The sequence below is a fragment of the Reichenbachiella sp. genome, assembly GCF_039944555.1.
In the GTDB taxonomy this organism is placed as follows: Bacteria; Bacteroidota; Bacteroidia; order Cytophagales; family Cyclobacteriaceae; genus Reichenbachiella.
The window spans coordinates 118,025-139,947 of the sequence record NZ_JBDUYN010000013.1 but is presented as its reverse complement, the minus strand read 5'-3'; the positions used below and the strand labels follow the sequence as shown (position 1 = coordinate 139,947).

The 21,923-nt window shown below is 41.0% G+C and carries 22 protein-coding genes; 19 read left to right on the top strand and 3 right to left on the bottom strand.

Annotated features, from left to right (window positions below; all coding sequences use genetic code 11):
* Positions 1-89 precede the first annotated feature (89 nt).
* Positions 90-833 (top strand): RNA methyltransferase, encoded by a 744-nt coding sequence (locus tag ABJD64_RS20900; RefSeq protein ID WP_348182269.1) that lies wholly within the window; start codon positions 90-92, stop codon positions 831-833.
* Between the two features lie 153 nt (positions 834-986).
* Here the strand turns inward: ABJD64_RS20900 and ABJD64_RS20895 are convergent, their stop codons facing one another.
* Positions 987-1,868, bottom strand: a complete 882-nt coding sequence (locus ABJD64_RS20895; protein WP_348182270.1) for a LysR family transcriptional regulator — start codon at positions 1,866-1,868, stop codon at positions 987-989.
* Between the two features lie 145 nt (positions 1,869-2,013).
* On the opposite strand from ABJD64_RS20895, the gene hutH reads away from it, so the two are divergent.
* The 4 genes from hutH to ABJD64_RS20875 all read left to right on the top strand — a co-directional run bounded on the left by hutH (position 2,014) and on the right by ABJD64_RS20875 (position 6,620).
* Positions 2,014-3,576 carry a histidine ammonia-lyase gene (gene hutH, locus ABJD64_RS20890; protein ID WP_348182271.1) on the top strand — a complete coding sequence of 521 codons (1,563 nt, stop codon included), beginning with the start codon at positions 2,014-2,016 and terminating at the stop codon, positions 3,574-3,576.
* On the top strand, positions 3,554-5,230 hold the full coding sequence (hutU, locus tag ABJD64_RS20885) for a urocanate hydratase (RefSeq protein WP_348182272.1): 1,677 nt from the start codon (positions 3,554-3,556) through the stop codon (positions 5,228-5,230). The genes hutH and hutU overlap by 23 nt, the downstream gene beginning before the upstream one ends.
* A 65-nt stretch (positions 5,231-5,295) precedes the next feature.
* Positions 5,296-6,141, top strand: a complete 846-nt coding sequence (locus ABJD64_RS20880; RefSeq protein WP_348182273.1) for an SDR family NAD(P)-dependent oxidoreductase — start codon at positions 5,296-5,298, stop codon at positions 6,139-6,141.
* 2 nt (positions 6,142-6,143) lie between these two features.
* The gene (locus tag ABJD64_RS20875; protein WP_348182274.1) at positions 6,144-6,620 is read left to right on the top strand and encodes a nuclear transport factor 2 family protein; all 477 of its coding nucleotides are present in this window, start codon (positions 6,144-6,146) and stop codon (positions 6,618-6,620) included.
* On the opposite strand, the gene ABJD64_RS20870 is transcribed toward ABJD64_RS20875, so the two are convergent.
* Complete coding sequence (locus ABJD64_RS20870; RefSeq protein ID WP_348182275.1) at positions 6,621-7,688, bottom strand: AI-2E family transporter; 1,068 nt, start codon at positions 7,686-7,688, stop codon at positions 6,621-6,623.
* A gap of 31 nt (positions 7,689-7,719) precedes the next feature.
* Positions 7,720-8,631 (bottom strand): DUF58 domain-containing protein, encoded by a 912-nt coding sequence (locus ABJD64_RS20865; protein ID WP_348182276.1) that lies wholly within the window; start codon positions 8,629-8,631, stop codon positions 7,720-7,722.
* Positions 8,632-8,874: 243 nt separating this feature from the next.
* On the opposite strand from ABJD64_RS20865, the gene ABJD64_RS20860 reads away from it, so the two are divergent.
* From ABJD64_RS20860 to ABJD64_RS20795, 14 genes are all read left to right on the top strand, one after another.
* Complete coding sequence (locus ABJD64_RS20860; protein WP_348182277.1) at positions 8,875-9,243, top strand: DUF3276 family protein; 369 nt, start codon at positions 8,875-8,877, stop codon at positions 9,241-9,243.
* Between the two features lie 67 nt (positions 9,244-9,310).
* Entirely contained in the window at positions 9,311-10,414 is a 1,104-nt protein-coding gene (locus ABJD64_RS20855; RefSeq protein WP_348182278.1) for an AI-2E family transporter, read from the top strand.
* On the top strand, positions 10,415-11,512 hold the full coding sequence (ychF, locus tag ABJD64_RS20850) for a redox-regulated ATPase YchF (RefSeq protein ID WP_348182279.1): 1,098 nt from the start codon (positions 10,415-10,417) through the stop codon (positions 11,510-11,512).
* Between the two features lie 87 nt (positions 11,513-11,599).
* Positions 11,600-11,995, top strand: coding sequence for a CBS domain-containing protein (locus ABJD64_RS20845; RefSeq protein ID WP_348182280.1), 396 nt, complete (start codon positions 11,600-11,602; stop codon positions 11,993-11,995).
* 176 nt (positions 11,996-12,171) lie between these two features.
* The gene (locus ABJD64_RS20840) at positions 12,172-14,439 is read left to right on the top strand and encodes an aconitate hydratase (RefSeq protein ID WP_348182281.1); all 2,268 of its coding nucleotides are present in this window, start codon (positions 12,172-12,174) and stop codon (positions 14,437-14,439) included.
* A 134-nt stretch (positions 14,440-14,573) separates the two neighbouring features.
* Complete coding sequence (gene greA / locus ABJD64_RS20835) at positions 14,574-15,047, top strand: transcription elongation factor GreA (protein WP_348182282.1); 474 nt, start codon at positions 14,574-14,576, stop codon at positions 15,045-15,047.
* Positions 15,047-15,445, top strand: a complete 399-nt coding sequence (locus tag ABJD64_RS20830; RefSeq protein WP_348182283.1) for an HIT family protein — start codon at positions 15,047-15,049, stop codon at positions 15,443-15,445. Before greA ends, ABJD64_RS20830 begins: the two co-directional genes overlap by 1 nt.
* An 8-nt stretch (positions 15,446-15,453) precedes the next feature.
* Positions 15,454-16,356: a WD40 repeat domain-containing protein gene (locus ABJD64_RS20825; RefSeq protein ID WP_348182284.1), complete on the top strand. Its 903-nt coding sequence runs from the start codon at positions 15,454-15,456 to the stop codon at positions 16,354-16,356.
* Positions 16,357-16,542: 186 nt separating this feature from the next.
* Positions 16,543-17,379 carry a DivIVA domain-containing protein gene (locus tag ABJD64_RS20820; protein ID WP_348182285.1) on the top strand — a complete coding sequence of 279 codons (837 nt, stop codon included), beginning with the start codon at positions 16,543-16,545 and terminating at the stop codon, positions 17,377-17,379.
* Between the two features lie 3 nt (positions 17,380-17,382).
* Positions 17,383-17,736 (top strand): dihydroneopterin aldolase, encoded by a 354-nt coding sequence (folB, locus tag ABJD64_RS20815; RefSeq protein ID WP_348182286.1) that lies wholly within the window; start codon positions 17,383-17,385, stop codon positions 17,734-17,736.
* A gap of 80 nt (positions 17,737-17,816) precedes the next feature.
* A complete protein-coding gene (locus tag ABJD64_RS20810) occupies positions 17,817-18,902 on the top strand; it encodes a DUF4097 family beta strand repeat-containing protein (RefSeq protein ID WP_348182287.1) in 1,086 nt (361 codons plus the stop codon).
* Between the two features lie 144 nt (positions 18,903-19,046).
* Entirely contained in the window at positions 19,047-20,261 is a 1,215-nt protein-coding gene (locus ABJD64_RS20805) for a di-heme oxidoredictase family protein (protein WP_348182288.1), read from the top strand.
* A gap of 2 nt (positions 20,262-20,263) precedes the next feature.
* Positions 20,264-20,671 (top strand): Rieske 2Fe-2S domain-containing protein, encoded by a 408-nt coding sequence (locus ABJD64_RS20800; protein WP_348182289.1) that lies wholly within the window; start codon positions 20,264-20,266, stop codon positions 20,669-20,671.
* A 25-nt stretch (positions 20,672-20,696) separates the two neighbouring features.
* A complete protein-coding gene (locus ABJD64_RS20795) occupies positions 20,697-21,893 on the top strand; it encodes a hypothetical protein (RefSeq protein ID WP_348182290.1) in 1,197 nt (398 codons plus the stop codon).
* The last annotated feature ends 30 nt before the right edge of the window (positions 21,894-21,923 follow it).

The window sequence follows — 21,923 nt, the reverse complement described above, 5'->3', positions numbered from 1 at the left end:
TAAGTTTGGAAAAATGTCAGCTTTCGGGTATCAGATCTCATGTGAATGCTGTCACAAGCTAAATTTTGATAAATAAAGCACAACAATTGATGATTTCAAATCGAGACTCAAAATTCATTAAATCCCTACAATTAAAAAAATTCAGACAACTCGAAAATCAATTTGTAGTTGAAGGGGCAAAAAATGTGCTAGAATTGCTTCAATCTGATTTTGAGGTCATAAAGATCTATGTCACCAAAGAATTCCTTATCAGGAATGACCAAGCGTTGTCACAATATTCTTCCCTGATTATTGAAACGAAGGAAGCAGACTTGACTAAAGTTGGAACATTCGCCAACAACAATGCCGCATTGGCGGTAGTAAATATCCCGTCAGCTCGAGCAATCGATCAATCAAAATCTATTCTTGCCTTTGATCGGATAAAAGACCCTGGAAATTTGGGCACGGTGATTAGAATAGCAGATTGGTATGGATTCGATCAAATCGTGTGCTCACCGGAATCAGTCGATTGCTACAACGCCAAGGTGATTTCTGCATCTATGGGCTCATTTACACGTGTTCAAGTACACTACTCTCTGCTTGATGAAGTACTCTCGGTGGCTAATTACGCATACGGTACCACACTACAGGGGGATAATATTCATCAGCTTAAATTCCATGAACCAGCTGTCATCGTATTCGGCAATGAATCATTGGGTTTAGATGAAAGCCTTAAAAAACATCTGGACCAGGAGGTCTTTATTCCAGGCTATGGAGGAGCTGAATCTCTGAATGTAGCCATATCGACGGCTGTCTTTTGCGATAATTTTAGGCGGTTGTTGAAAGCTCAATAGCTATTTGCCATTATCTGAATCCTTATAGTTTCTATAATTTGACAGTTTCAATGTGAACGAAGTGGCATCCCATGTGGCCTTTGACTGGATTAATTTTACTCGATTAGCCAAATCTTGAGATCATAAGGTACTGTATTCGCTCAAGAACCAGTTTTAATCCAACAGCGATACAAACTTTTTAATCAATTCATTGGTTGTTCCTTCTTTCCAAATCAGAGATAGGTATGTGATTTGTTTTACATTTTTCAATTCTATGAATTTAATGTCTAAATCGAAGCCATGCTTTAATGAGGTTGGAACGATAGCTACACCCAATCCGTTTTCAACCAATCGAAAAATGGTATTGGCATGAACGGATTTGTGAGAAATTTTAGGAGCAAACCCATGGTCATCAAATATGCTCATGACTTTATTGTAATAAGTTCGGCTATAGTCACTGGAAAATAGTATAAAATTCTCCTGTGAAAATTGGCTAAGGTCTTTAAAGTTCTCTTGATTGATTCGATGAGCTTTTGGTATAACTATAGAAAAATTGTCTTTGAATATCTGACGATAGGCAATGCCCTCTGGAGCTTGCTTGGCTCTGATAAAACCAATGTCTAACTTGTTATGCTCAATAGCGAAGATTTGATCTTCATTAGACATCTCTTCCAGGCTTGTATGAATTTTTGGAAATCTTTTATTGAGTTTAAGTAGGAGATGTGGTATGACCGCTTGCATGGCAGATCCCACAAATCCAATATTCAATTCGCCTTCTTCACCTTTATCAATGAGTTTTATAGAGCGCTTGATGGACTCCAATTGATTGGTCAAATTAGAACTTTCATTGTAAAGAAATCTACCTGCATCTGTTAGTTCCACTTGTCTTTTGCTTCGAATAAACAATTGCACTCCCAATTCATCTTCCAGCTGCTTGATCTGGCGACTCAGCCCAGGCTGCGTAATAAAGAGTCTTTCCGATGCCTTTCGAAAGTGAAGCTCCTGGGCCACCACCATGAAATATCTGAGATGTCTGAATTCTATTTGATTACTCATTGTTATCAATTATTGATCTACAAAGTATTTTCAGTAATCAAAAATACGGCTTATTATTGTTTCCAGATTGAAAATGTAGACTTTTTCATTCCTCCTGTTCTGATAAAACAGGAAAACAACGACCCATTTGATAAATAAGTAAATTATGACGATTTTCAATTATGGAATCGATCATTTAACGCCGGGAGTGGCCTTAGATATTGTCGAAGGCCGCACCAAAGGTGCACTAAATGAAGAGGCAACTCAGAAAATTTTGGCCAGCCGCCAAAATGTATTAGACATTACCGAACAAGAAAAGATAGTTTATGGTGTCAATACAGGCTTCGGTTCGCTGTGTACAACCATTATCTCAAAAGAAGATACCGGTAAGCTCCAGGAAAATATCCTACGCAGCCATAGCGTAGGTGTAGGAGCGGAGACCCCATTAGATGTTGCCAAGCTGATGATGGTGCTCAAAGTGCACGCCTTATCCAAGGGATACTCTGGTGTTGCTCTTGAAACCTTAGAGAGAATCATTTGGCATATAGAGAATGATTTTATTCCTTATGTTCCGCAGCAAGGCTCAGTAGGTGCCTCTGGTGATTTGGCACCTTTAGCACATTTGTTTTTGCCGCTGATTGGAGAAGGCAAAGTTTGGAAGGATGAACAATGGATTTCTGCCGCAGAGCTATTTCAAAAAGAAAACAAAGAAGCATTGGCACTAGGACCGAAGGAAGGTCTGGCTCTGATCAATGGAACCCAGTTTATCGCAGCCTATGCCCTTAGAGGCTTTGTTAGAATGAGTAACTGCCTGGACACAGCAGATATTATTGGAGCCATGAGTTTGGAAGCATTGAAAGGCTCAATGAAGCCCTTTGATAGTGAGTTGCATCAGATCAGACCCTATCAGGGTTCAATCTATGTAGCTGATAGATTGGAGAAGCTGGTAACAGGATCGGAAATTATCGATTCTCATCAGAATTGTAGCCGAGTTCAAGACCCGTATTCCCTGAGATGTATGCCCCAGGTTCACGGAGCTTCTCGAAATGCCTGGCTTCATCTGAAAGAGATGCTGACCATCGAGATCAATTCGGTAACAGACAACCCAATTATTTGCAGTGTTGACAAAACGATCAGTGGTGGTAATTTTCATGGCCAGCCCATGGCGATGCCCATTGATTACGCTGCCTTGGCTTCCGCCGAAATCGGGAACATCTCAGACCGCAGGGTGTATCTGATGCTAGAAGGCGATGTAGAGGGGCTGCCCGCTTTATTAATGAACAATACTGGATTGAATTCTGGATTTATGATTCCTCAATACACTTCAGCAGCGTTAGTAAGCGAAAACAAAGGCCTTTGTTTTCCTTCAAGTGCGGATAGCGTGCCCACCTCGTTGGGACAGGAAGATCATGTGAGTATGGGATCTATCGGAGGAAGGAAATTAAACACCATCTTAGACAATCTCGAAAACATATTAGGTATAGAATTATTCTGTGCAGCGCAAGGCTTTGATTTTAGAAAGCCCTTGAAGTCGAGTGAGATACTTGAAGAGGTACATGCCCATATCAGGAAGCATATCAGTTTTGCCACAGAAGACAGAATCTTTGGTGACGATATGGTGATCGCTACCAATCTAATCAAAAACAAAGAAATTGTATCGGTTGCCAATAGTGCAGCAGATCGTCATAACATTAACTTATACAATCATGATGTATTCGGAATTTATTAATAAATATGCCGCCCACCCGTCCTATAAAGCGCCTACAGGAAGCCAGCTACATGCCAAATCCTGGCAAACTGAAGCTGCGTTGCGCATGTTACTCAATAATCTTGACGCTGAAGTTGCTGAAGACCCTTCAGAACTTGTCGTTTATGGTGGAACTGGACAGGCGGCCCGAAACGTAGAATCTCTTCAGAAAATCATCGAGCTACTCTTGAAATTGGAAGAGGATGAAAGTTTGCTGGTTCAATCTGGCAAACCTGTAGGGATAGTTCGTACGCATGCAGAGGCTCCTCGCGTGCTTATCGCAAATTCAAACTTAGTTCCGGCATGGTCCAACTGGGAACACTTTCAATCTTTGAAAGAAAGAGGCCTGATGATGTATGGCCAGATGACTGCGGGTAGCTGGATTTACATTGGTTCACAAGGCATATTGCAAGGTACCTATGAGACATTCGTGGCCTGTGGAGAAAAGCATTTTGGCGGAAGCCTAAAAGGTAAACTGGTCGTAACGGCTGGCCTCGGTGGTATGGGTGGTGCGCAGCCACTAGCAGCAACTATGGCAGGAGCAACTTTCCTGGGGGCAGACATCAACCCTACGAGAATCCAAAAAAGATTAGATACCAAATATATCGATCGAATGACGCACTCCTATGATGAGGCGCGCGATTGGGTGATGGAGGCTAAAGCCAAAGGAGAGAACCTTTCTGTAGGCCTTGTAGCTGACGCTGGGGACATGTTAGAAAAATTAATTGCAGATGGTATTGTACCTGAAGTATTAACTGACCAAACCTCGGCACATGATCCAGTATTCGGCTATGTGCCAAATGGACTGTCATTAGGCGAAGCTGCTGAATTAAGAAAAACAGATCAGGTAAAATACAAAGACCTGTCTTTGAAAAGTATGGCTCGTCACGTAGGCCTGATGTTGGACTTACAAAAGAAGGGTAGTAAGACTTTCGATTATGGAAACAACATACGCGAGTTTGCGAAGCAAGGCGGAGAACCCAATGCCTTTGATTTCAATGGTTTTGTTCCAGAGTACGTGCGTCCACTTTTCTGCGAAGGCAAGGGACCCTTCCGATGGGCCGCATTGTCCGGCGACCCTGAAGACATTTATGTGACCGATCAGGCATTGATCGAAGCCTTTCCCGAAAATAAGCATATGATCAACTGGCTTCAGGAAGCACAAAAGAAAGTGGCTTTTCAAGGATTGCCATGTAGGATTTGTTGGTTAGGGATGGGTGAGCGAGAAAAGGCTGGCCTGATTTTCAATGATTTAGTAAAAACAGGAAAAGTCAAAGCACCCATTGTCATTGGAAGAGATCATTTGGATTGCGGTTCCGTGGCTTCCCCTAACCGAGAGACAGAGGGTATGAAGGATGGAACGGATGCCGTTTCAGATTGGCCGCTGCTCAACTTGATGTCCAATGCGACAGGCGGAGCCACCTGGATCTCATTCCATCATGGCGGGGGTGTAGGCATGGGGTATTCTCAGCACGCCGGAATGGTAGTGTTAGCAGATGGAACCGAAAGAGCAGAAAAATGCTTGAAGCGTGTGTTGCACAACGATCCTGCTATGGGCATTTTCCGACATCATGATGCAGGCTATGAAAAAGCTTCGAAATTTGCCGATGATTTTGATCTGAACGTCTGGAAATAAAGATTAGAATTAATACTTGATTAAGGGGATGCATTTGCAGCCCCTTTTTTGTTTATATTCGAATCATGACCAAAGGCAATATCTTGATTACAGGTGCATCTACAGGCATTGGCTTGGCTTGTACCGAAAAATTTATTGATGAGGGATATACAGTATATGGAAGCCTGAGAAAGCAGTCAGATGCTGACCGCCTTTCACAAGAACATGGAGAGCATTTCCGTCCTTTATTATTTGATGTAACGGATCAGGATGCAATTACAAGTGAAGCCAATAAGTTGACCAATGAACTCGATGGCGAGGGTTTAAAACTCCTGATCAATAATGCCGGAATAGCGGTTACGGGGCCAGTAGAATTGTTGGATGTAGATGCATTTCGGAAACAGTATGAGGTCAATTTATTTGGATTGATTGCCGTAACCAAGGCTTTTCTGCCACTGCTTGGTGCCATCGAAGATTGTCGGTTCGAACCAGGCAAGATCATCAATATGAGTTCCATTGCAAGTAAACGGGCCATGCCCTTTATGACACCCTATTCAAGCTCAAAGGCAGCTGTTGATAGTTTCACAGAAGGACTTCGAAGAGAGTTACTCATCTATGGAATAGATGCAGTTACTATAAATCCAGGACCAATTGCTACGCCGATTTGGGGAAAGATTGAGCTGAATACCGGAGACGATGTGCCTGAGGTCTATAGGAAAATATTGAAAAGATTAATGAAATTGGTTGACAAAGAATCAAAGGATGCTATACACGCCAACAATTTTGCTGACAGAGTATTCAAAACCTTCCAAACTCACAGACCAAAAACCTCGGATGTAGTCATCAAAAAGAAGTTCTTCAAATATTCATTACTAAATATGATCCCAGTTAGAGTCATAGATGGCTTCATTAAGAAAATGTTAAAAATCTAATCATGCTAATCAAAGAACACGTTGCCCTGATCGAGAAGTTTTATACCGCCTTCAACGAAAAAGATGCCAAGACCATGGCTTCTTGCTACCACAAGGAATTGGAGTTTGAAGACCCGGCCTTTGGAGTCTTAGACTATAATCAGACCTGCGCCATGTGGGCCATGCTTTTGAGTGGAAATAACAATATAGAAATCACTTTTAAAAATGCCTGGTCTGAAAATGAATATGGCGGGGTGGACTGGGAAGCCAAATACCCATTTTCCAAAACAGGCCGAAAGGTGCACAATATTATCGATGCAAAATTTGAATTCAGGGATGGACTCATTGTGGGACATAGGGACTACTTCGATTTTTATCGCTGGAGCAGAATGGCACTTGGGATGCCAGGTATTCTTTTGGGCTGGACGGACTATTTGCATAACAAAGTCAAGGTACAGTGTGCGACTATGTTGGAGAAGTATATGCGGGAAGAAGACTAACTACCCCTGCTTTTCTTTTCTAAAGTGTATTTCTCCGTTTTTTGAAAGTAAAATGGCCAACGGTCTTGTATTTTCGAATTGTCCAAAGATGATAATTAGTGTAGCCGTAATAGGTACCGAAAGAATCATTCCAACTACTCCCCACATAAAACCCCAAAGTGTAAGACCAAGTAGTACCACAAGTGGGCTGATATTTAATCTGTCTCCCATGAGTCTGGGATCTAAGAAATTGCCTACTAGTAATTGAATTGCCCCAACGGCAACCAAGACAGTAAAGGCGACACTGGTTTCTCCGAATTGTACCATTCCGAATAGTGCCGGAAAAAGAGTGGCTACAATCGACCCTATAGAAGGAATAAAATTGAATAGAAAAATAATAAACGCCCAAAGTGCAGGAAGTTCGATACCTATGATCAACAAGGCGAAATAACTAAGCAATCCGGTAAGAAAGCTCGTGAAAATTTTGACGGATAGATAGTCATCAAACAGGTTGGTGACAGCACTAATAGTGCCATGTATATTTATCCCAGCCTTAGTAGTTTTGAGCACCTTTTCTATTTTTTGTTGAAACAAGCTCTCTTCTAATAAAAGGAAAATCACATAAATGAGAATAATCAAAAACTGACCAACCAATGTTGCAAAAGATCCAGCATATACCACGATACTGGTTTTGTATTCTCCAATAAGTTCGATGAACGACTCGTCGAGCTCCTTGATGCCGAGTAGCTTTTCAAGACTTACCAGCGCTTTCGTAATGTTATCGCTATAAATAGGGAAGTTGTTGGCGAGACTCTGGAAATTGGCACTAATAATGCTCGCAATACTGTAAATGGCTAAAAAGACCACGACCGTACTTATTATAGTTACCAGCCATTTGGGGAGGCTGAATTTTCCTATTTTAATTTTACTTACTAAGTCTCTCAGCTTCTTGATGATATACCAGATCAAAATCGAAATACAGAATACCTTCAGGAAATTTTGAAAGTACATAAGTACGGCGATTGTTCCGGCAGCCACGATTATCCAGTAGGCAACATTGGCTAGTTTGAGTTCTTTGGAGTCTTGCATCAAATTAAAGTTAGATAAAATGGAGACCTGCTTAGCCCATTTTGGCTCGTTTGGTTAGATAAGTACTGAGAATCTTATCGAACCCACCTTTGATGTCTGCATCCACGAAATCGATTTTTAGCTGCGAACATTTAAGAAAGAGATTTCTGAAAGATTCGTTCATACTTTCTTTGTAAGCTTTTTTGATTTCCGTTGGAGTTAACTTAACTACCTGTCCTGTTTCTAAATCTTCAAAACGATACGGGCGATCTTCAAATTCAAAATTCAACTCAGTCTCCTTATCATTGACATGAAAAAGTAACACCTCATGCTTGTTATGCTTGAGGTGGTTCAATGCAGAGAAGATTTCCTCCTGATTGGATTCATTTTGGAGCATATCTGAAAAAATGACGACCAAAGAACGCTTGGGTATTTTTTCAGCTACCTCATGTAGCACGGCAGCAACATCCGTCTTTTGATGCATAGGAGGCTGTTCAAAGAGCTGTTGATACTTTTTGAGAAGATTATGCACATGCGTGGATGTCGATTTGGTATCAGACTGAAAATCTATTTTTTCACCAAATGAAAATAGCCCAACGGCATCCCGCTGGCGCTGCAATAGAAATGAAATAGCAGCTCCCGCAAGAATCGAAAATTTGATCTTACCATGTTCGGGTTTTGGATAGTACATAGAAGAAGACGTATCCAAAACGATATAGCACCTCAGGTTTGTTTCTTCTTCGTATCGCTTGGTATACAATCTATCAGTCTTAGCATACACTTTCCAGTCGATATGGCGTGTGCTTTCGCCATAGTTATATAGTCGGTGTTCCGCAAATTCAACCGAAAAGCCATGATAAGGTGACTTATGAAGCCCCGTGATAAAACCCTCCACCAATTGACGGGCGAGTAGTTCCACGTTGGCATACTCTTTTAGTTTATTAAGGTCTATATCTAATTTCAAAGGATGTTTTTTAAAAAGGTCAACGTATGCAAGATAGAAATGATCTGGATGGTTGCCAATATTATAATTCCTAACCGCTTTTAAAACGAAATTTTTAATTAAAATTTAAGCTCGGGTTAATCTTCCTCATAATATAATAGGTGATTTGCTTTTGTGAAATAAAAAACAGTATATTTAAAGCTTTTAAAGAATTTTATTGATCATCAAAATCTAAATTCTAGCAACTTAAACATACCTATAATAGTGGAAGATCATAAGGATAACGACAGAGCAGAAATATTTTCTGAGAGAGTACGAGCGGGGAAACGAACCTATTTTTTTGATGTAAAAGCCACGCGTTCGAATGACTACTATTTGACCATTACAGAGAGCAAGAGACGCTACAAGGATGATGGTTATTTTTACGAAAAGCACAAAATTTTCCTATACAAAGAAGACTTCAATAAATTCGTTCAAGCATTGAATGATACAGTAAATCATGTGAAAGATGAATTGATGCCTGAAATTGACTTTGAGCAGTTTGATAGGGAAAAAGAGGAATTTGAAAAAACCACGGAAACGGAAACCGAAACGGTTACGTCAACCGATGATAGCGAATTGAAGTGGGACTAAATCATTTCCTTCAGGAAGAAACTTCAAAGCTCTTGGGTACTCCTTGAGCTTTTTTTATTTTTAGACCATGATAAGAAGAACGTTAGTTTTTATTGTTTCGATTGTTGTTCTGTTTGTATTCAGTGCATGGTTGTTCAGCGATATATTTATTTATATCTGCATCTCAATTGTTCTGGCTACCATACTTAGACCACTAACCAACCTAATCAGTCGAACCTATCTTTTTCGAGTACGTATGCCGCGTGCATTTGCTATCTTAATTTCGTACTGCGCGGTGATTGGCGTCGTATTTTCATTTGTTCTGCTTTTTATCCCTCTAATTGTAGAGCAAGTCAATGTCTTGTCCAATGTTAGCTTTGATGAAGTATATTCTAATCTTTCACAACCCATTGTGTCGTTAGAGAATTTTCTAATAGAGTACAATCTGGTGAGTGAAGACGAGCATAGTTTGACACAGACTATTCGAACCAGTGTCTTTGCATTTGTGAGTAACTTAAATTTCAGAAATATCATCAACAACCTTCTCACCTTCACGGGAGGTTTCTTTATTACCGTGCTTGCTATTTCTTTTATCACATTCTTCCTTTTACTTGAAAACGGACTGCTTAGTCGGCGACTCATTGCAATAGTACCCAATCAGTACTTCGAATTGTTTATTTCAGCCATACATAAGATTGAGCACCTACTGTCCAATTATTTGATTGGCCTTGTGTTACAGATGATGGCCATATTCTCTATCGCTGGACTTGGGCTTTCGATATTTGGAGTCAAATACGCACTTACCATAGCAGTATTTGCTGCTGTGGCGAATTTAATTCCCTATATGGGGCCATTGCTGGGTGGGGTGTTTGGAATCATTGTAGGACTGTCTACCAGCGGTCATTTTTCATTTGATCAAGTGACAGTTATTCTTATTCTGAAAATTGCTTCTGTTTTCACTGTTGTGCAAGCCACAGACAATGTGCTACTTCAACCACTTATCTTTTCAAAAAGTGTCAAGGCGCACCCTTTAGAGATTTTTGTTGTTATCTTTGCGGCCGCAAGTTTAGCAGGCATTCCAGGCATGATTGCTGCCATTCCTGTTTACACAATCATACGTGTTTCAGTGGTAGAAATTAGGTCTGGGTTTAAAAGCTACAGGATTTTTCAAGTATCAAAAAGTATTATATAAATGGGATTGCAATGTGGGATTGTAGGTTTGCCCAATGTAGGTAAATCAACCCTTTTTAATGCATTATCAAATGCAAAGGCAGAAGCTGCCAATTTTCCTTTCTGTACAATAGAACCTAATGTGGGAGTCATTACAGTTCCCGATGAGCGATTAGGAATATTGGAAAAACTAGTTAACCCTCAGAAGGTACTACCTACCGTCATCGAATTCGTAGATATTGCCGGTTTGGTAAAAGGAGCGAGTAAAGGTGAAGGATTAGGGAATAAGTTCCTTGCCAATATCCGCGAAGTAGATGCCATTGTGCATGTGACGCGTTGTTTCAACGACGATAATATCGTTCATGTTGATGGCAGAATTGATCCGGTCGCCGACAAAGAGGTGATCGATACGGAATTACAGCTCAAAGATCTCGAGTCCATTGACAAGAAAATTCAAAGAATTTCAAAAATGGCTAAAACGGGTGACCCTAAACTTAAGGCTGTGCTTATAATACTTGAAGAGTATAAGACATTGCTTGAGTCAGGGAAAAATGCAAGATCGCTGGAATTGACGGATGAGAGGAAAGAGGCAGTCGGAGATTTGCAATTGCTTACCATTAAACCAGTAATCTATGCCGCCAATGTTGAGGAGGGAGCAATTTTAACTGGCAATGAACACGTGGATGCCTTAAAGGCGGCAGTTGCGGACGAGAATGCCCAGGTGGTTATGGTGAGCGCAGCTATTGAATCACAAATAGCTGAGTTTGAGGATCCCGAAGAGAAGGAAATGTTTTTGGGAGAGTATGGACTAACGGAGTCCGGCTTAGATAAGCTAATAAGAGCTGCTTATAATCTTTTGGATTTGATCACCTATTTTACAGCGGGCGTCACTGAAGTCAGAGCATGGACAATCAAGAAAGGTTGGAAAGCTCCTCAGGCCGCAGGTGTTATTCATACGGACTTCGAAAAAGGCTTCATCAAAGCTGAAGTGCTCAAAATTCCTGATTATCAGGCACTAGGTTCGGAGCAGGCATGCAAAGAAGCTGGAAAACTAGCGATAGAGGGAAAAGAGTATGTAGTTAAAGACGGTGATGTCATGCATTTTAGATTTAACGTTTAGTTCCTATCAGACAAAAAATTAACTACATTAGGTAAAACAATCTATTAATCACAACTCATGAATTTGAATACAAGAATATCGGAGATAATGGAACAGGATCTGATTACGGTAGATATTTCAGATTCTTTAAAGGAGGTTATGGCAATTTTCAATGAAATAAAAATTCGCCATATTCCTGTTTTAACTGGTAGTTCTTTAATCGGTATGATCAGTCATACTGATGTGCTCAAAGTTGATGAGGTGAATAAAATAATAATTAATAAGGTAAGTGTTGCAAACAGAAATATTCCTGAGATTGAATTGAGAAAAGTCATGGCACAAAATCCTGTAACAATCGAACAGGACAAAACAATACTTGATGCTGCAGAAGTATTTGCTAAAAATCAATTTCACGCCTTGCCAGTTACTTCTGAAGGCGATCTCGTGGGAATAATCACCACTACGGATATAATGAAGTTTATTATTGGTCAGACTTTAATCTAAATGATTATTGAGCTCCTGAGCTAATAATCAAAAAAATATACTATAGTCAGGGCTTATTTCTGCGCAATTGTACTCGCAAATTTTTCAATTATTGGTACTTTTGCAACCTTAAAAATTAACATTTGACCCTCCGATTTAATTTTTAATATAATATTTCAACTAAAAAAGTAGCAATTATGGCATTTGATCTTGACATGATTAAAAAAGTCTATTCCCAAATGGGTGATAGAATCAACAAAGCCAAAGAATTGACGGGAAAGCCGTTGACCTTGGCCGAAAAAATATTGTATTCCCATCTATATGAAGGCCAGCCTAGTGCGACTTATAAAAGGGGAGAATCGTATGTTGATTTCGCTCCTGATAGAATTGCATGTCAAGATGCCACGGCTCAGATGGCGCTGCTCCAGTTTATGCAAGCTGGTAAGTCTAAAGTTGCAGTTCCTACCACTGTGCACTGTGATCACCTGATTCAAGCGAAAGTGGGAGCGGATGAAGATTTACAAAATGCTATTAATACTTCTAACGAGGTGTTCAATTTCTTAGATACTGTGTCCAATAAGTATGGCATCGGTTTTTGGAAGCCGGGAGCAGGTATCATTCATCAAGTGGTTCTTGAAAACTATGCTTTCCCGGGAGGAATGATGATTGGTACGGATTCGCATACCGTAAATGCAGGCGGATTGGGTATGGTAGCAGTTGGTGTAGGAGGTGCTGATGCTGTAGATGTGATGGCAGGGATGGCCTGGGAATTGAAATTTCCTAAATTGATCGGTGTAAAACTAACTGGAGAATTGAGTGGCTGGGCATCTGCTAAAGATGTAATCCTGAAAGTGGCAGGTATATTAACTGTAAAGGGAGGAACCGGTGCGATAGTTGAATACTTTGGAGAAGGTGCAAAAAACTTGTCATGTACAGGAAAGGGAACCATTTGTAACATGGGTGCTGAAATAGGAGCTACTACTTCTACTTTTGGATACGATGAATCCATGGAAAGATATTTAAGAGCTACCGACAGAGCCGAAGTAGCTGATTTGGCCAATGGTATTAAAGAACACTTAACAGGTGACGATGAGGTTTATGCAAACCCGGAACAGTATTTTGACCAGGTAATCGAAATAGACTTGTCTACTTTGGCTCCTCATGTCAATGGTCCATTTACGCCTGATTTAGCTACACCAATCAGTGAGATGAGAGCCAAGGCAGAAGCCAATGACTGGCCAACTAAGGTAGAGTGGGGATTGATTGGATCTTGTACCAATTCGTCCTATGAGGATATGTCCAGAGCCGCCTCAATTGTGGAGCAGGCTGTAGCGCATGGTATTAAGCCAAAGGCTGAGTTTGGAATTAACCCGGGTTCAGAGCAAGTGCGATATACCATAGAGAGAGACGGTATTATTGAGACTTTCGAGAAAATGGGGACCAAGGTGTTTACCAACGCCTGCGGACCATGTATTGGTCAGTGGGCCAGAGCCGGAGCTGACAAGCAAGAAAAAAACACAATCGTCCATTCGTTCAACAGAAACTTTGCTAAGCGTGCGGATGGTAATCCAAATACGCATGCATTTGTGACTTCACCAGAGATGGTAGCTGCCATCGCTATATCTGGAGATTTGGGATTTAACCCAATCACTGATACATTGACCAATGAGGCTGGAGAGCAAGTGAAACTAAATCCTCCAAAAGGCGATGAATTACCAACCAAAGGATTTGATGTCGAAGATCCCGGTTATCAGGAACCAGCGGCAGATGGTTCAGGTGTTCAGGTTTCAGTCGCTGATGATTCTAAAAGACTGCAATTGTTGTCTCCATTTGCTCCTTGGGACGGTGAAAATATCACTGGTGCCAAATTATTGATCAAGGCGCAAGGCAAATGTACCACTGATCATATTTCTATGGCAGGGCCATGGCTCAGATTCCGTGGACACTTGGATAACATAGCCAATAATACTTTGATTGGTGCCGTGAATGCTTTTAATGGTGAAACAGACAAAGTAAAAAATCAATTGGATGGTTCATATGGTGCGGTTCCTGATACGCAACGAGCCTATAAAGCTGCTGGCATACCAACTATAGTAGTAGGTGACCAAAATTATGGTGAGGGATCTTCAAGAGAGCATGCAGCAATGCAACCAAGGCATCTTGGTGTTAGAGCCGTATTGGTGAAGTCGTTTGCAAGAATTCATGAAACAAACTTGAAAAAACAAGGTATGCTTGGTTTGACATTCGCTAATGAAGCCGATTACGATAAGATCAAGGAAGATGATACATTCGATTTTATCGACTTGAAGGATTTTGCTCCGGGCAAGCCTTTGATCATTGTAGCGAAACATGCAGATGGCTCTGAAGATACCATAGTGACTAACCATACCTATAATGCAGGGCAGATTGAGTGGTTCAAGGCCGGATCAGCGCTTAATTTGATCAAAAAACAAAATAATGCCTAAAACGAAGCGTTGATTTTCAAGGTGGCTCGCCGGACAAAGTCAGTAAAATTCGTATTTTTACATAGATATTTAAGAAAATAGCAAGCAACGGTTTCAGCAATGAGACCGTTCTTTTTTATTATAAATCAAATAACATGAGTGTATCATATTATACAGAAGAAGGACTTCAGAAGTTGAAAGACGAATTGAACGATCTGAGGACGCACGGCAGAACAGACATTGCTAAGCAGATAGCTGAGGCAAGAGATAAGGGAGATTTGAGTGAGAATGCTGAGTATGATGCGGCAAAAGATGCCCAGGGGCTACTAGAGCTTAAAATTGCAAAACTTGAGGCTGTAGTGGGAAATGCAAGAGTAATTGATGAATCGCAAATAGATACTTCCAAAGCATCAATTCTCTCGACAGTAAAAATAAGAAATAAGAAAAACGGCATGGAAGTGAAGTACACACTGGTGGCCGAAGAAGAAGCAGATCTTAAGGCTGCTAAGATTTCTGTAAAGTCACCGTTTGGTAAAGGGCTTTTAGGCAAAAAGGTAGGTGAAACAGCTATTGTTGAAGCACCTGCAGGTAATGTTGAATTCGAAATTCTTGAAATAGGTCTTCAATAGTGGCAAGTATATTTAGTAAAATTATTAGTCGTGAAATTCCAGCTCATATTGTCGCGGAAGATGATAATTATCTGGCGTTTTTAGATATAAACCCTTTGATGGACGGTCATTGTTTGGCCATACCAAAACAAGAAGTCGACTATATTTATGACCTGGATGATGAAACATTAGCTGGGCTGCACTTATTTGCCAAAAAAGTGGCTCTGGGAATTCAGCAAGTTATTCCATGTGAAAGAATTGGCGTATCTGTGATTGGATTGGAAGTGCCACATGCGCATGTACATCTCATCCCGATGACGGCCATGGAGGATGTCAATTTTTCACGTCCAAAGCTGAAACCGACACAATCGGAGCTGTCTGATGTAGCTGACAAAATTAAAGCGGCTATTCGGCTATAAGCTACCAAATGGTTCAAATCGAAAAAGCGATAACGTATACAGGTCATTCAGATGCAGTTTATACACTGGAGCGAGGTATTGAGCCTCATCATTTCTACTCTGCCGGAGGCGACGGAAATATTGTGGAATGGGACCTCAACAAAACTGATAGCGGTAGGCTTATTGCTAAGGTTCAGGCTTCAGTTTATTCCCTACGGTTGGTTCCTGAACGCCACTTGCTCGTCGTTGCACAGAATTATGAAGGCATACATTTGATAGACGTATTGTCAAACAAGGAAGTGGGGTCTCTACAATTTACAGAATCGGCCATTTTCGATATGAAAATGATCAATGACTTACTTTTGGTAGCAACAGGAGAGGGTACGCTTTTCGCTATAGATCTGTCGAAACTAAAAATTGTTAATCAAGTAGAGGTCTGCGATCAGAACCTTCGCGATATACTCATAACACACGACAATCATTGCGTAGTGGGCTCTAGTGATGGATTTATTAGAAAATACAGCTTACCGAACCTCAGCTTAGTAGAAGAAGTCCAGGCACATGATAATTCTGTCTTTGCCTTGCTGCAAAAGGACAATTACGTCATAAGTGGGAGTCGGGATGCGCGGCTGAAATTTTGGAATATTGATGAAGGATTGAAATTAGATGAGTCTATCAATGCTCATATGTATGCCATTAATGATGTTGTAGAACGCCAAGATGGAGGCTATTTGGCTACAGCGAGTATGGACAAGACGATCAAAATCTGGGATTATCATCAGCGTAAATTGATTAAGGTGATAGACAAAGCGAGGCATAATGGACACCTCACCTCCGTAAATAAATTACTTTGGCTTGCGCATAATAACTATTTAGTGTCCTGTAGCGATGATCGTTCTATTGGTGTATGGCATATAAATATTGAAAAATAATGCTTATAATTGCAGATATAAGCCCCCATAAGTAAATAAACTACCGATTTTTACGTATTTAAAGTATATTTAGACTGCTAGGTGTAGAAAACTAGTGGTGGAAATTGCTTGGACAAGACATCTTTCGGATGAGGTGATTCAATCATAATTGATCCCTTTGGTGTTTATTAAACGATCTATAAAGAGATGAAAATTACTCCATTAGAAATCAGACAAAAGACTTTCGAGAAGTCTTTCAGAGGACTGGACAAAGACGAGGTAGCAGCATTTTTACTTTCTCTTTCTCACGAATGGGAGCGACTGTTGGACGAAAACAAGGCCCTTAAAGTTCAGCAGGAAAAGCTGGAAAAGGAAGTTCAAAAACTCCGAGACGTCGAAAGCACATTATTCAAAACTTTGAAGACAGCAGAGGACACCGGAGCCAATGTGGTAGATCAGGCGAACAAAACGGCTGCTCTTCACTTAAAAGAAACCCAAATTAACGCTGATGCGATGATTGGAGAGGCAAAAAATAAGGCGCGTGCCATCATTGAAAAAGCGGAAATGGAAGCGCGTGACATTATGGAAGAAATGACCAATGAAGTGAAAGGTTTGGAGGAAAACTATCGCATCATTGAAAATCAAAGAGATAATATCATTTCACAGCTCAAATTACTCTCTGGCGATGTGATGAGCAAAGTAGAGAAAATCAAATATCAGGAATCTGGGATTGAAACTCACGTCAAGAAGGTGAAGCAATTGCTGCGTGAAACTTCAGAGCGGGTAAGTAATCATTCGGATGAAAGTGTCTCTAAGATCGACTCTATTCAAATGGAAAAAGTGAAGCCGGTTGAGTTGAAAGAAGAAAAAATCGAAGAGATAAAGACACCAGGATCGGATAAGGCTACGGTCAAAAAGAATTATATCTCGGAGGAAAACCCAATTTCCAGAACTGCGCCTACACCCGTGGTGCCGAAAACCGTGCCAAAGAAAGAGGTTGCGGTGGAAGGTGGTCTGTCCTTTTTTGATGAATTGGAGGATTAATTCATGACAACAATAAGGCTGGAGGGATTGGACTTCTTCGCTCATCATGGGTACTATGAAGAAGAAAGAAAGGTAGGCAACAGGTACACGGTCGATGTAGAGGTATGCCTGAGTGAAACAACATTCACTGACGATGATCTGGACCATACAATTAACTATGAGGAGATATATTTGATCGTATCTACGGTCATGTCTGTTTCAACTAAATTGCTGGAAACTCTGGCCTCATCGATCTGCCGTGAGTTGCTGAAGCAGTTTTCATCTATTACGCAAGTGAACAGCACGGTGAGTAAACACAACCCGCCGATCAAAGGAGTCTGCAAAAAAGCATCTGTTTCAATAAGTCAAAAAAGATAATCTAAATTTCTCTTTGACTCATGCAACCCTGAGTCAAGTGTCATGTCTTTTGATTGTACGTCATTACAAACCTCAAAGTCATGAATAAAACTCAATTTAATTTTCTACTTATTTTTTGTGTTCTTCTGTCTGCGGAGAGCTTTTCGCAAAACAGAAAATATTCTTTTAATGAAGTCTATCGCGTATCGGATTCACCCTCATTGCGGATTAATTCCGGTGATGGAGACGTGGATGTTTATCCTTCAGAAAAGAATGAAATAGAAGTATTCTACATTGTAGAACGAAACAGAGAGCTTCTGAAGGTATCGAGAGAAGATCTTGAGGAGGATTTTACAATAGAGATATCCTCTAGCAATGATTTTCTTGAAATATCGGTCAAACAGAAATACCAATACAGGCTAATGGATTGGCGGGACAGAATCAACATTTCTTTTGAAATTTATACCCCATTCAAAACATCTTGTAATATAAACTGCTCTGACGGCGATGTGAGAGTCAAGGGATTGAAGGCAAACCAAAAATTACGCAGTAGCGATGGTGATATTGATGCGTCGAAAATTACGGGAAGAGTAGATGTACGAACATCAGACGGTGATATTTATTTAAACAGAATTGTTGGAGATGTTGAACCTATTACCAGCGACGGAGATATTAAGTTAAGAACAATCGATGGGAATGTGGACGGCCGTACCTCAGATGGAGATGTGGATCTATTAGACATCAAGGGAGAAGTGAGTTTGGTGACAAGTGATGGTGATCTGAACGCCGAAAATATTAATGGTGACACAAGATTAACGACTAGCGATGGAGATATACGATTAAGTCAATCTCAGGGTGATATGGTACTGAATACGTCAGATGGCAGTATATCATTTAGAGATTTATCGGGTTCATTAAAGGCCAGAACTTCTGATGGTCAGATTAAAGGAAATATGCTGAAATTGGAGGCGGACCTGGAGCTTCGTACTTCTGATGGTAGTATTGCCGTGACAGTTCCTGATTCCATGGGACTCGATTTACTACTAAGAGGAGAAACGATAAGAACCGAGTTAGATAACTTTTCGGGAACATCAAGAGACCATATCGTAGAAGGCCAAGTAAATGGTGGAGGCAGTCTCGTAAGCTTGCATGCTTCTGGAGGTAGTGTCAGTCTCTTGTATGAATAATTAAAATTTCAATCTAAGGCATAAAGGCTCTCTGAAGAATCAGAGAGCCTTTTTTTGTTATAATTTATTATTTTCTAATAATATTTTTAGACATATCTAAAAATAATACTAGCTTTGCTTTAAAATATTATTAGAATAGTAAAAATGAGAAAAATATATACCCTGGGCCTCTTATTCTTTGCTTTGCAGAGTTGTGACGAGATCATGCCGAGTGCACCAGCTGACAACGAAGTATTGGATGGACCAATTGATGGTCTTTCTGCAGCTCAGATTAGAACTTTTCTGGCAGGCGACGAAGCATTTGGAGAGGTATTTACTCCAGAGACTGGTTTGGGGCCGTATTTTGTTACCTCATCCTGCATAGCCTGTCATCCGGGAGATGGTAAAGGTCACCCTTCCTCTGGGCTAACGAGGTTTGGTAAATTCACATCTGGCAATTTTGATCATATGCTATTACAAGGTGGACCGCAATTGCAAAACCGGGCAATACCAGGATTTGAGGCAGAGCGTATTCCCGCAGATGCAACAGGGGTTACGACCTTTTTGGCACCAGCTGTGACTGGGCTAGGGCTTTTGGAAGCCGTGACTGATGCTGATATCCTGGCAAATGCAGATCCTTTGGATTTAGACGCGGATGGTATTTCCGGCGTGCCGAATTACATTACCCCACCTGATTTTTTCCAACCGCGCACACATCACCAGCCTAATTCAGGACAATATATTGGACGCTTTGGAAAGAAGGCAGGAGCTATTGATCTAACAATGCAAACCGTTGGCGCTTATAAGCAAGACATGGGGATTACTTCTGATTTCGACCTGAACGACCCTATTAATTACAATGAGTCTGATATTACTATCGGGCAAGTAGATGATCCTGAGGTTTCGGCGGCCACTGTAAACGAGGTGGTGTTTTACCTAAGTACATTGAAGCCTCCGGTAAGACGAAATGAAGAAGATTCCGAAGTGAGATCGGGAGAGATACTATTTGAGCAAATTGGATGTACATCATGCCATCTCTCTACGATGACTACAGGTGATCATGCGGTGGAAGCATTGGCCAACAAAACTTTTCATCCCTATACAGACCTCCTGATGCATGATATGGGAGCTGGGCTGGACGATGGTTATACCGAAGGCACGGCTACTACATCCGAATGGAAAACTCCTGCACTTTGGGGACTGGGGCTGTCGCCGGATGCTCAGGGTGGAGGCTACTTTCTGCTGCATGACGGACGTGCCAGGAGCATAGAAGCAGCGATTACGATGCACGGGGGTGAAGCGGCTCAGTCGGCAACGAATTTCACGGAGTTGTCCTCAGAGGATAAAGCATTTGTGGTCAAATTCTTAGAGTCTCTATAACTATGGAGAGAAGGAAATTCATTCAAAAAAGTGGTATGGTATGCCTCGGTGCACTAGCAGGCGGAGGTATGCTTTCCTCCTGTGCAAAAGTATACTATGCTCAATATGCCGTGGAGAACAACCGCATAAAGGTCGCAAAATCTGAATTCCTGGAGAGGACATCTGTTGTTATCAAGGATGACCGACTTCCAGCTCCCATTTTTGTTCTGAAGGAAGAAGAGATGTATTCTGCTGTTTTGATGCTCTGTACGCACAAAGAGTGTGAAGTGGTTCCTTTTGGACAGGAATTGCATTGCCCATGTCATGGAAGTGAGTTTACCAATAAAGGCAGAGTGCTCACGGGGCCTGCAGAGGACGATTTAAAAAAATTCAAAGTAACATCTAACGACGATTTCATTTATATCACCTGAATGAGGTGATAGGATCATAACGAACATGAAAAAATTACAAGTAATAGCAATTTTAGTGCTGATCTTTTCTACGCAAGTAAAGGCCCAGGAAGCCGATTCTTCTTACACTAACCTGGAAGCTATTTTCAACCGACCATTTATATATAAAGCGCAAGGAGGGGCGTCATCGGCTTCTATTGGTGGATATGTTGAGGGCAATACAAATTATTTCACAACTGATGGTATATCAGACGGTTACAGCATGGAATTGCGTCGGTTCAACATCTTTTTGTTTGCCAGTGTACACGAGAGAATTAAATTTATTTCAGAGCTGGAGTTTGAACATGGCACTGAAGAGATTGCATTAGAGACAGCGTTGCTGGATTTCGAAATACATCCGGCTCTGGTTTTTCGAATGGGAATATTATTGCCTCCGGTGGGTTATTTCAACCAGAACCATGACGGTCCGAAATGGGAGTTCATAGACAGGCCACTGGTTTCAACAAATGTTATCCCTTCCACCTTGTCCGAAATGGGAATGGGGTTTTATGGTAAGGTTCCAGTTGGCAAGCATAAAATGACCTATGAGTTGTATCTAACGAATGGTTTGCAGGATGGCATCATAGCCAATACAGAAAATCGCACCTTTTTTGGGGCCGGTAAATCTGAAGAAATGTTTGCTGAAGACAACAATGGCGTACCAGCCATATCCGGCCGTTTGGCGTTTAATGCCTTTGGTTTGGGTGAATTTGGACTTTCTGGCTATACTGGAATCTATAACGAATTTGAGATAGAGGGAGAAACAGTAGAGGACAAAAGGAGAGCAAGTCTTTGGGCTCTAGATTATAATTTTAGGATAGCGCAGCTACAATTGATCGGTGAGACGGCCTGGGCTTCTGTAGATATTCCTGAAGCCTATGGCCAGCAGTTTGGTACCAAGCAATTTGGTACGCATCTGGACATGATCTATCCTATATTTAGAAGGGACCTGCTCGGCTGGAAGGATGTGACTTTGAATCTGATCAATCGACTAGAATATGTCGACTACAATATTGATGATTTTGAAGAGACCAATACTAATATCTATGATCAGATTTATGCAATAGTGCCTGGATTGAGTTTACGCTTTTCAAGTAATACGCTCTTGAAATTTAATTATAGAAGACATTGGGAACGGGATTTTCTGGGTAACCCGGTTTCGAAGACAGCGGGTGTACAGTTTGGGTTCGCGAGTTATTTTTAAAAAAATAAACCCCAGGATATTTCCACTATT

Bases quoted from the DNA above. Each gene is read 5' to 3' on its own strand.
- ABJD64_RS20900 (WP_348182269.1), top strand. From the start codon at position 90: ATGATTTCAAATCGAGACTCAAAATTCATTAAATCCCTACAATTAAAA.
- ABJD64_RS20895 (WP_348182270.1), bottom strand. From the start codon at position 1,868: ATGAGTAATCAAATAGAATTCAGACATCTCAGATATTTCATGGTGGTG.
- hutH (WP_348182271.1), top strand. From the start codon at position 2,014: ATGACGATTTTCAATTATGGAATCGATCATTTAACGCCGGGAGTGGCC.
- hutU (WP_348182272.1), top strand. From the start codon at position 3,554: ATGATGTATTCGGAATTTATTAATAAATATGCCGCCCACCCGTCCTAT.
- ABJD64_RS20880 (WP_348182273.1), top strand. From the start codon at position 5,296: ATGACCAAAGGCAATATCTTGATTACAGGTGCATCTACAGGCATTGGC.
- ABJD64_RS20875 (WP_348182274.1), top strand. From the start codon at position 6,144: ATGCTAATCAAAGAACACGTTGCCCTGATCGAGAAGTTTTATACCGCC.
- ABJD64_RS20870 (WP_348182275.1), bottom strand. From the start codon at position 7,688: ATGCAAGACTCCAAAGAACTCAAACTAGCCAATGTTGCCTACTGGATA.
- ABJD64_RS20855 (WP_348182278.1), top strand. From the start codon at position 9,311: ATGATAAGAAGAACGTTAGTTTTTATTGTTTCGATTGTTGTTCTGTTT.
- ychF (WP_348182279.1), top strand. From the start codon at position 10,415: ATGGGATTGCAATGTGGGATTGTAGGTTTGCCCAATGTAGGTAAATCA.
- ABJD64_RS20845 (WP_348182280.1), top strand. From the start codon at position 11,600: ATGGAACAGGATCTGATTACGGTAGATATTTCAGATTCTTTAAAGGAG.
- ABJD64_RS20840 (WP_348182281.1), top strand. From the start codon at position 12,172: ATGGCATTTGATCTTGACATGATTAAAAAAGTCTATTCCCAAATGGGT.
- greA (WP_348182282.1), top strand. From the start codon at position 14,574: ATGAGTGTATCATATTATACAGAAGAAGGACTTCAGAAGTTGAAAGAC.
- ABJD64_RS20825 (WP_348182284.1), top strand. From the start codon at position 15,454: ATGGTTCAAATCGAAAAAGCGATAACGTATACAGGTCATTCAGATGCA.
- ABJD64_RS20820 (WP_348182285.1), top strand. From the start codon at position 16,543: ATGAAAATTACTCCATTAGAAATCAGACAAAAGACTTTCGAGAAGTCT.
- folB (WP_348182286.1), top strand. From the start codon at position 17,383: ATGACAACAATAAGGCTGGAGGGATTGGACTTCTTCGCTCATCATGGG.
- ABJD64_RS20810 (WP_348182287.1), top strand. From the start codon at position 17,817: ATGAATAAAACTCAATTTAATTTTCTACTTATTTTTTGTGTTCTTCTG.
- ABJD64_RS20805 (WP_348182288.1), top strand. From the start codon at position 19,047: ATGAGAAAAATATATACCCTGGGCCTCTTATTCTTTGCTTTGCAGAGT.
- ABJD64_RS20800 (WP_348182289.1), top strand. From the start codon at position 20,264: ATGGAGAGAAGGAAATTCATTCAAAAAAGTGGTATGGTATGCCTCGGT.
- ABJD64_RS20795 (WP_348182290.1), top strand. From the start codon at position 20,697: ATGAAAAAATTACAAGTAATAGCAATTTTAGTGCTGATCTTTTCTACG.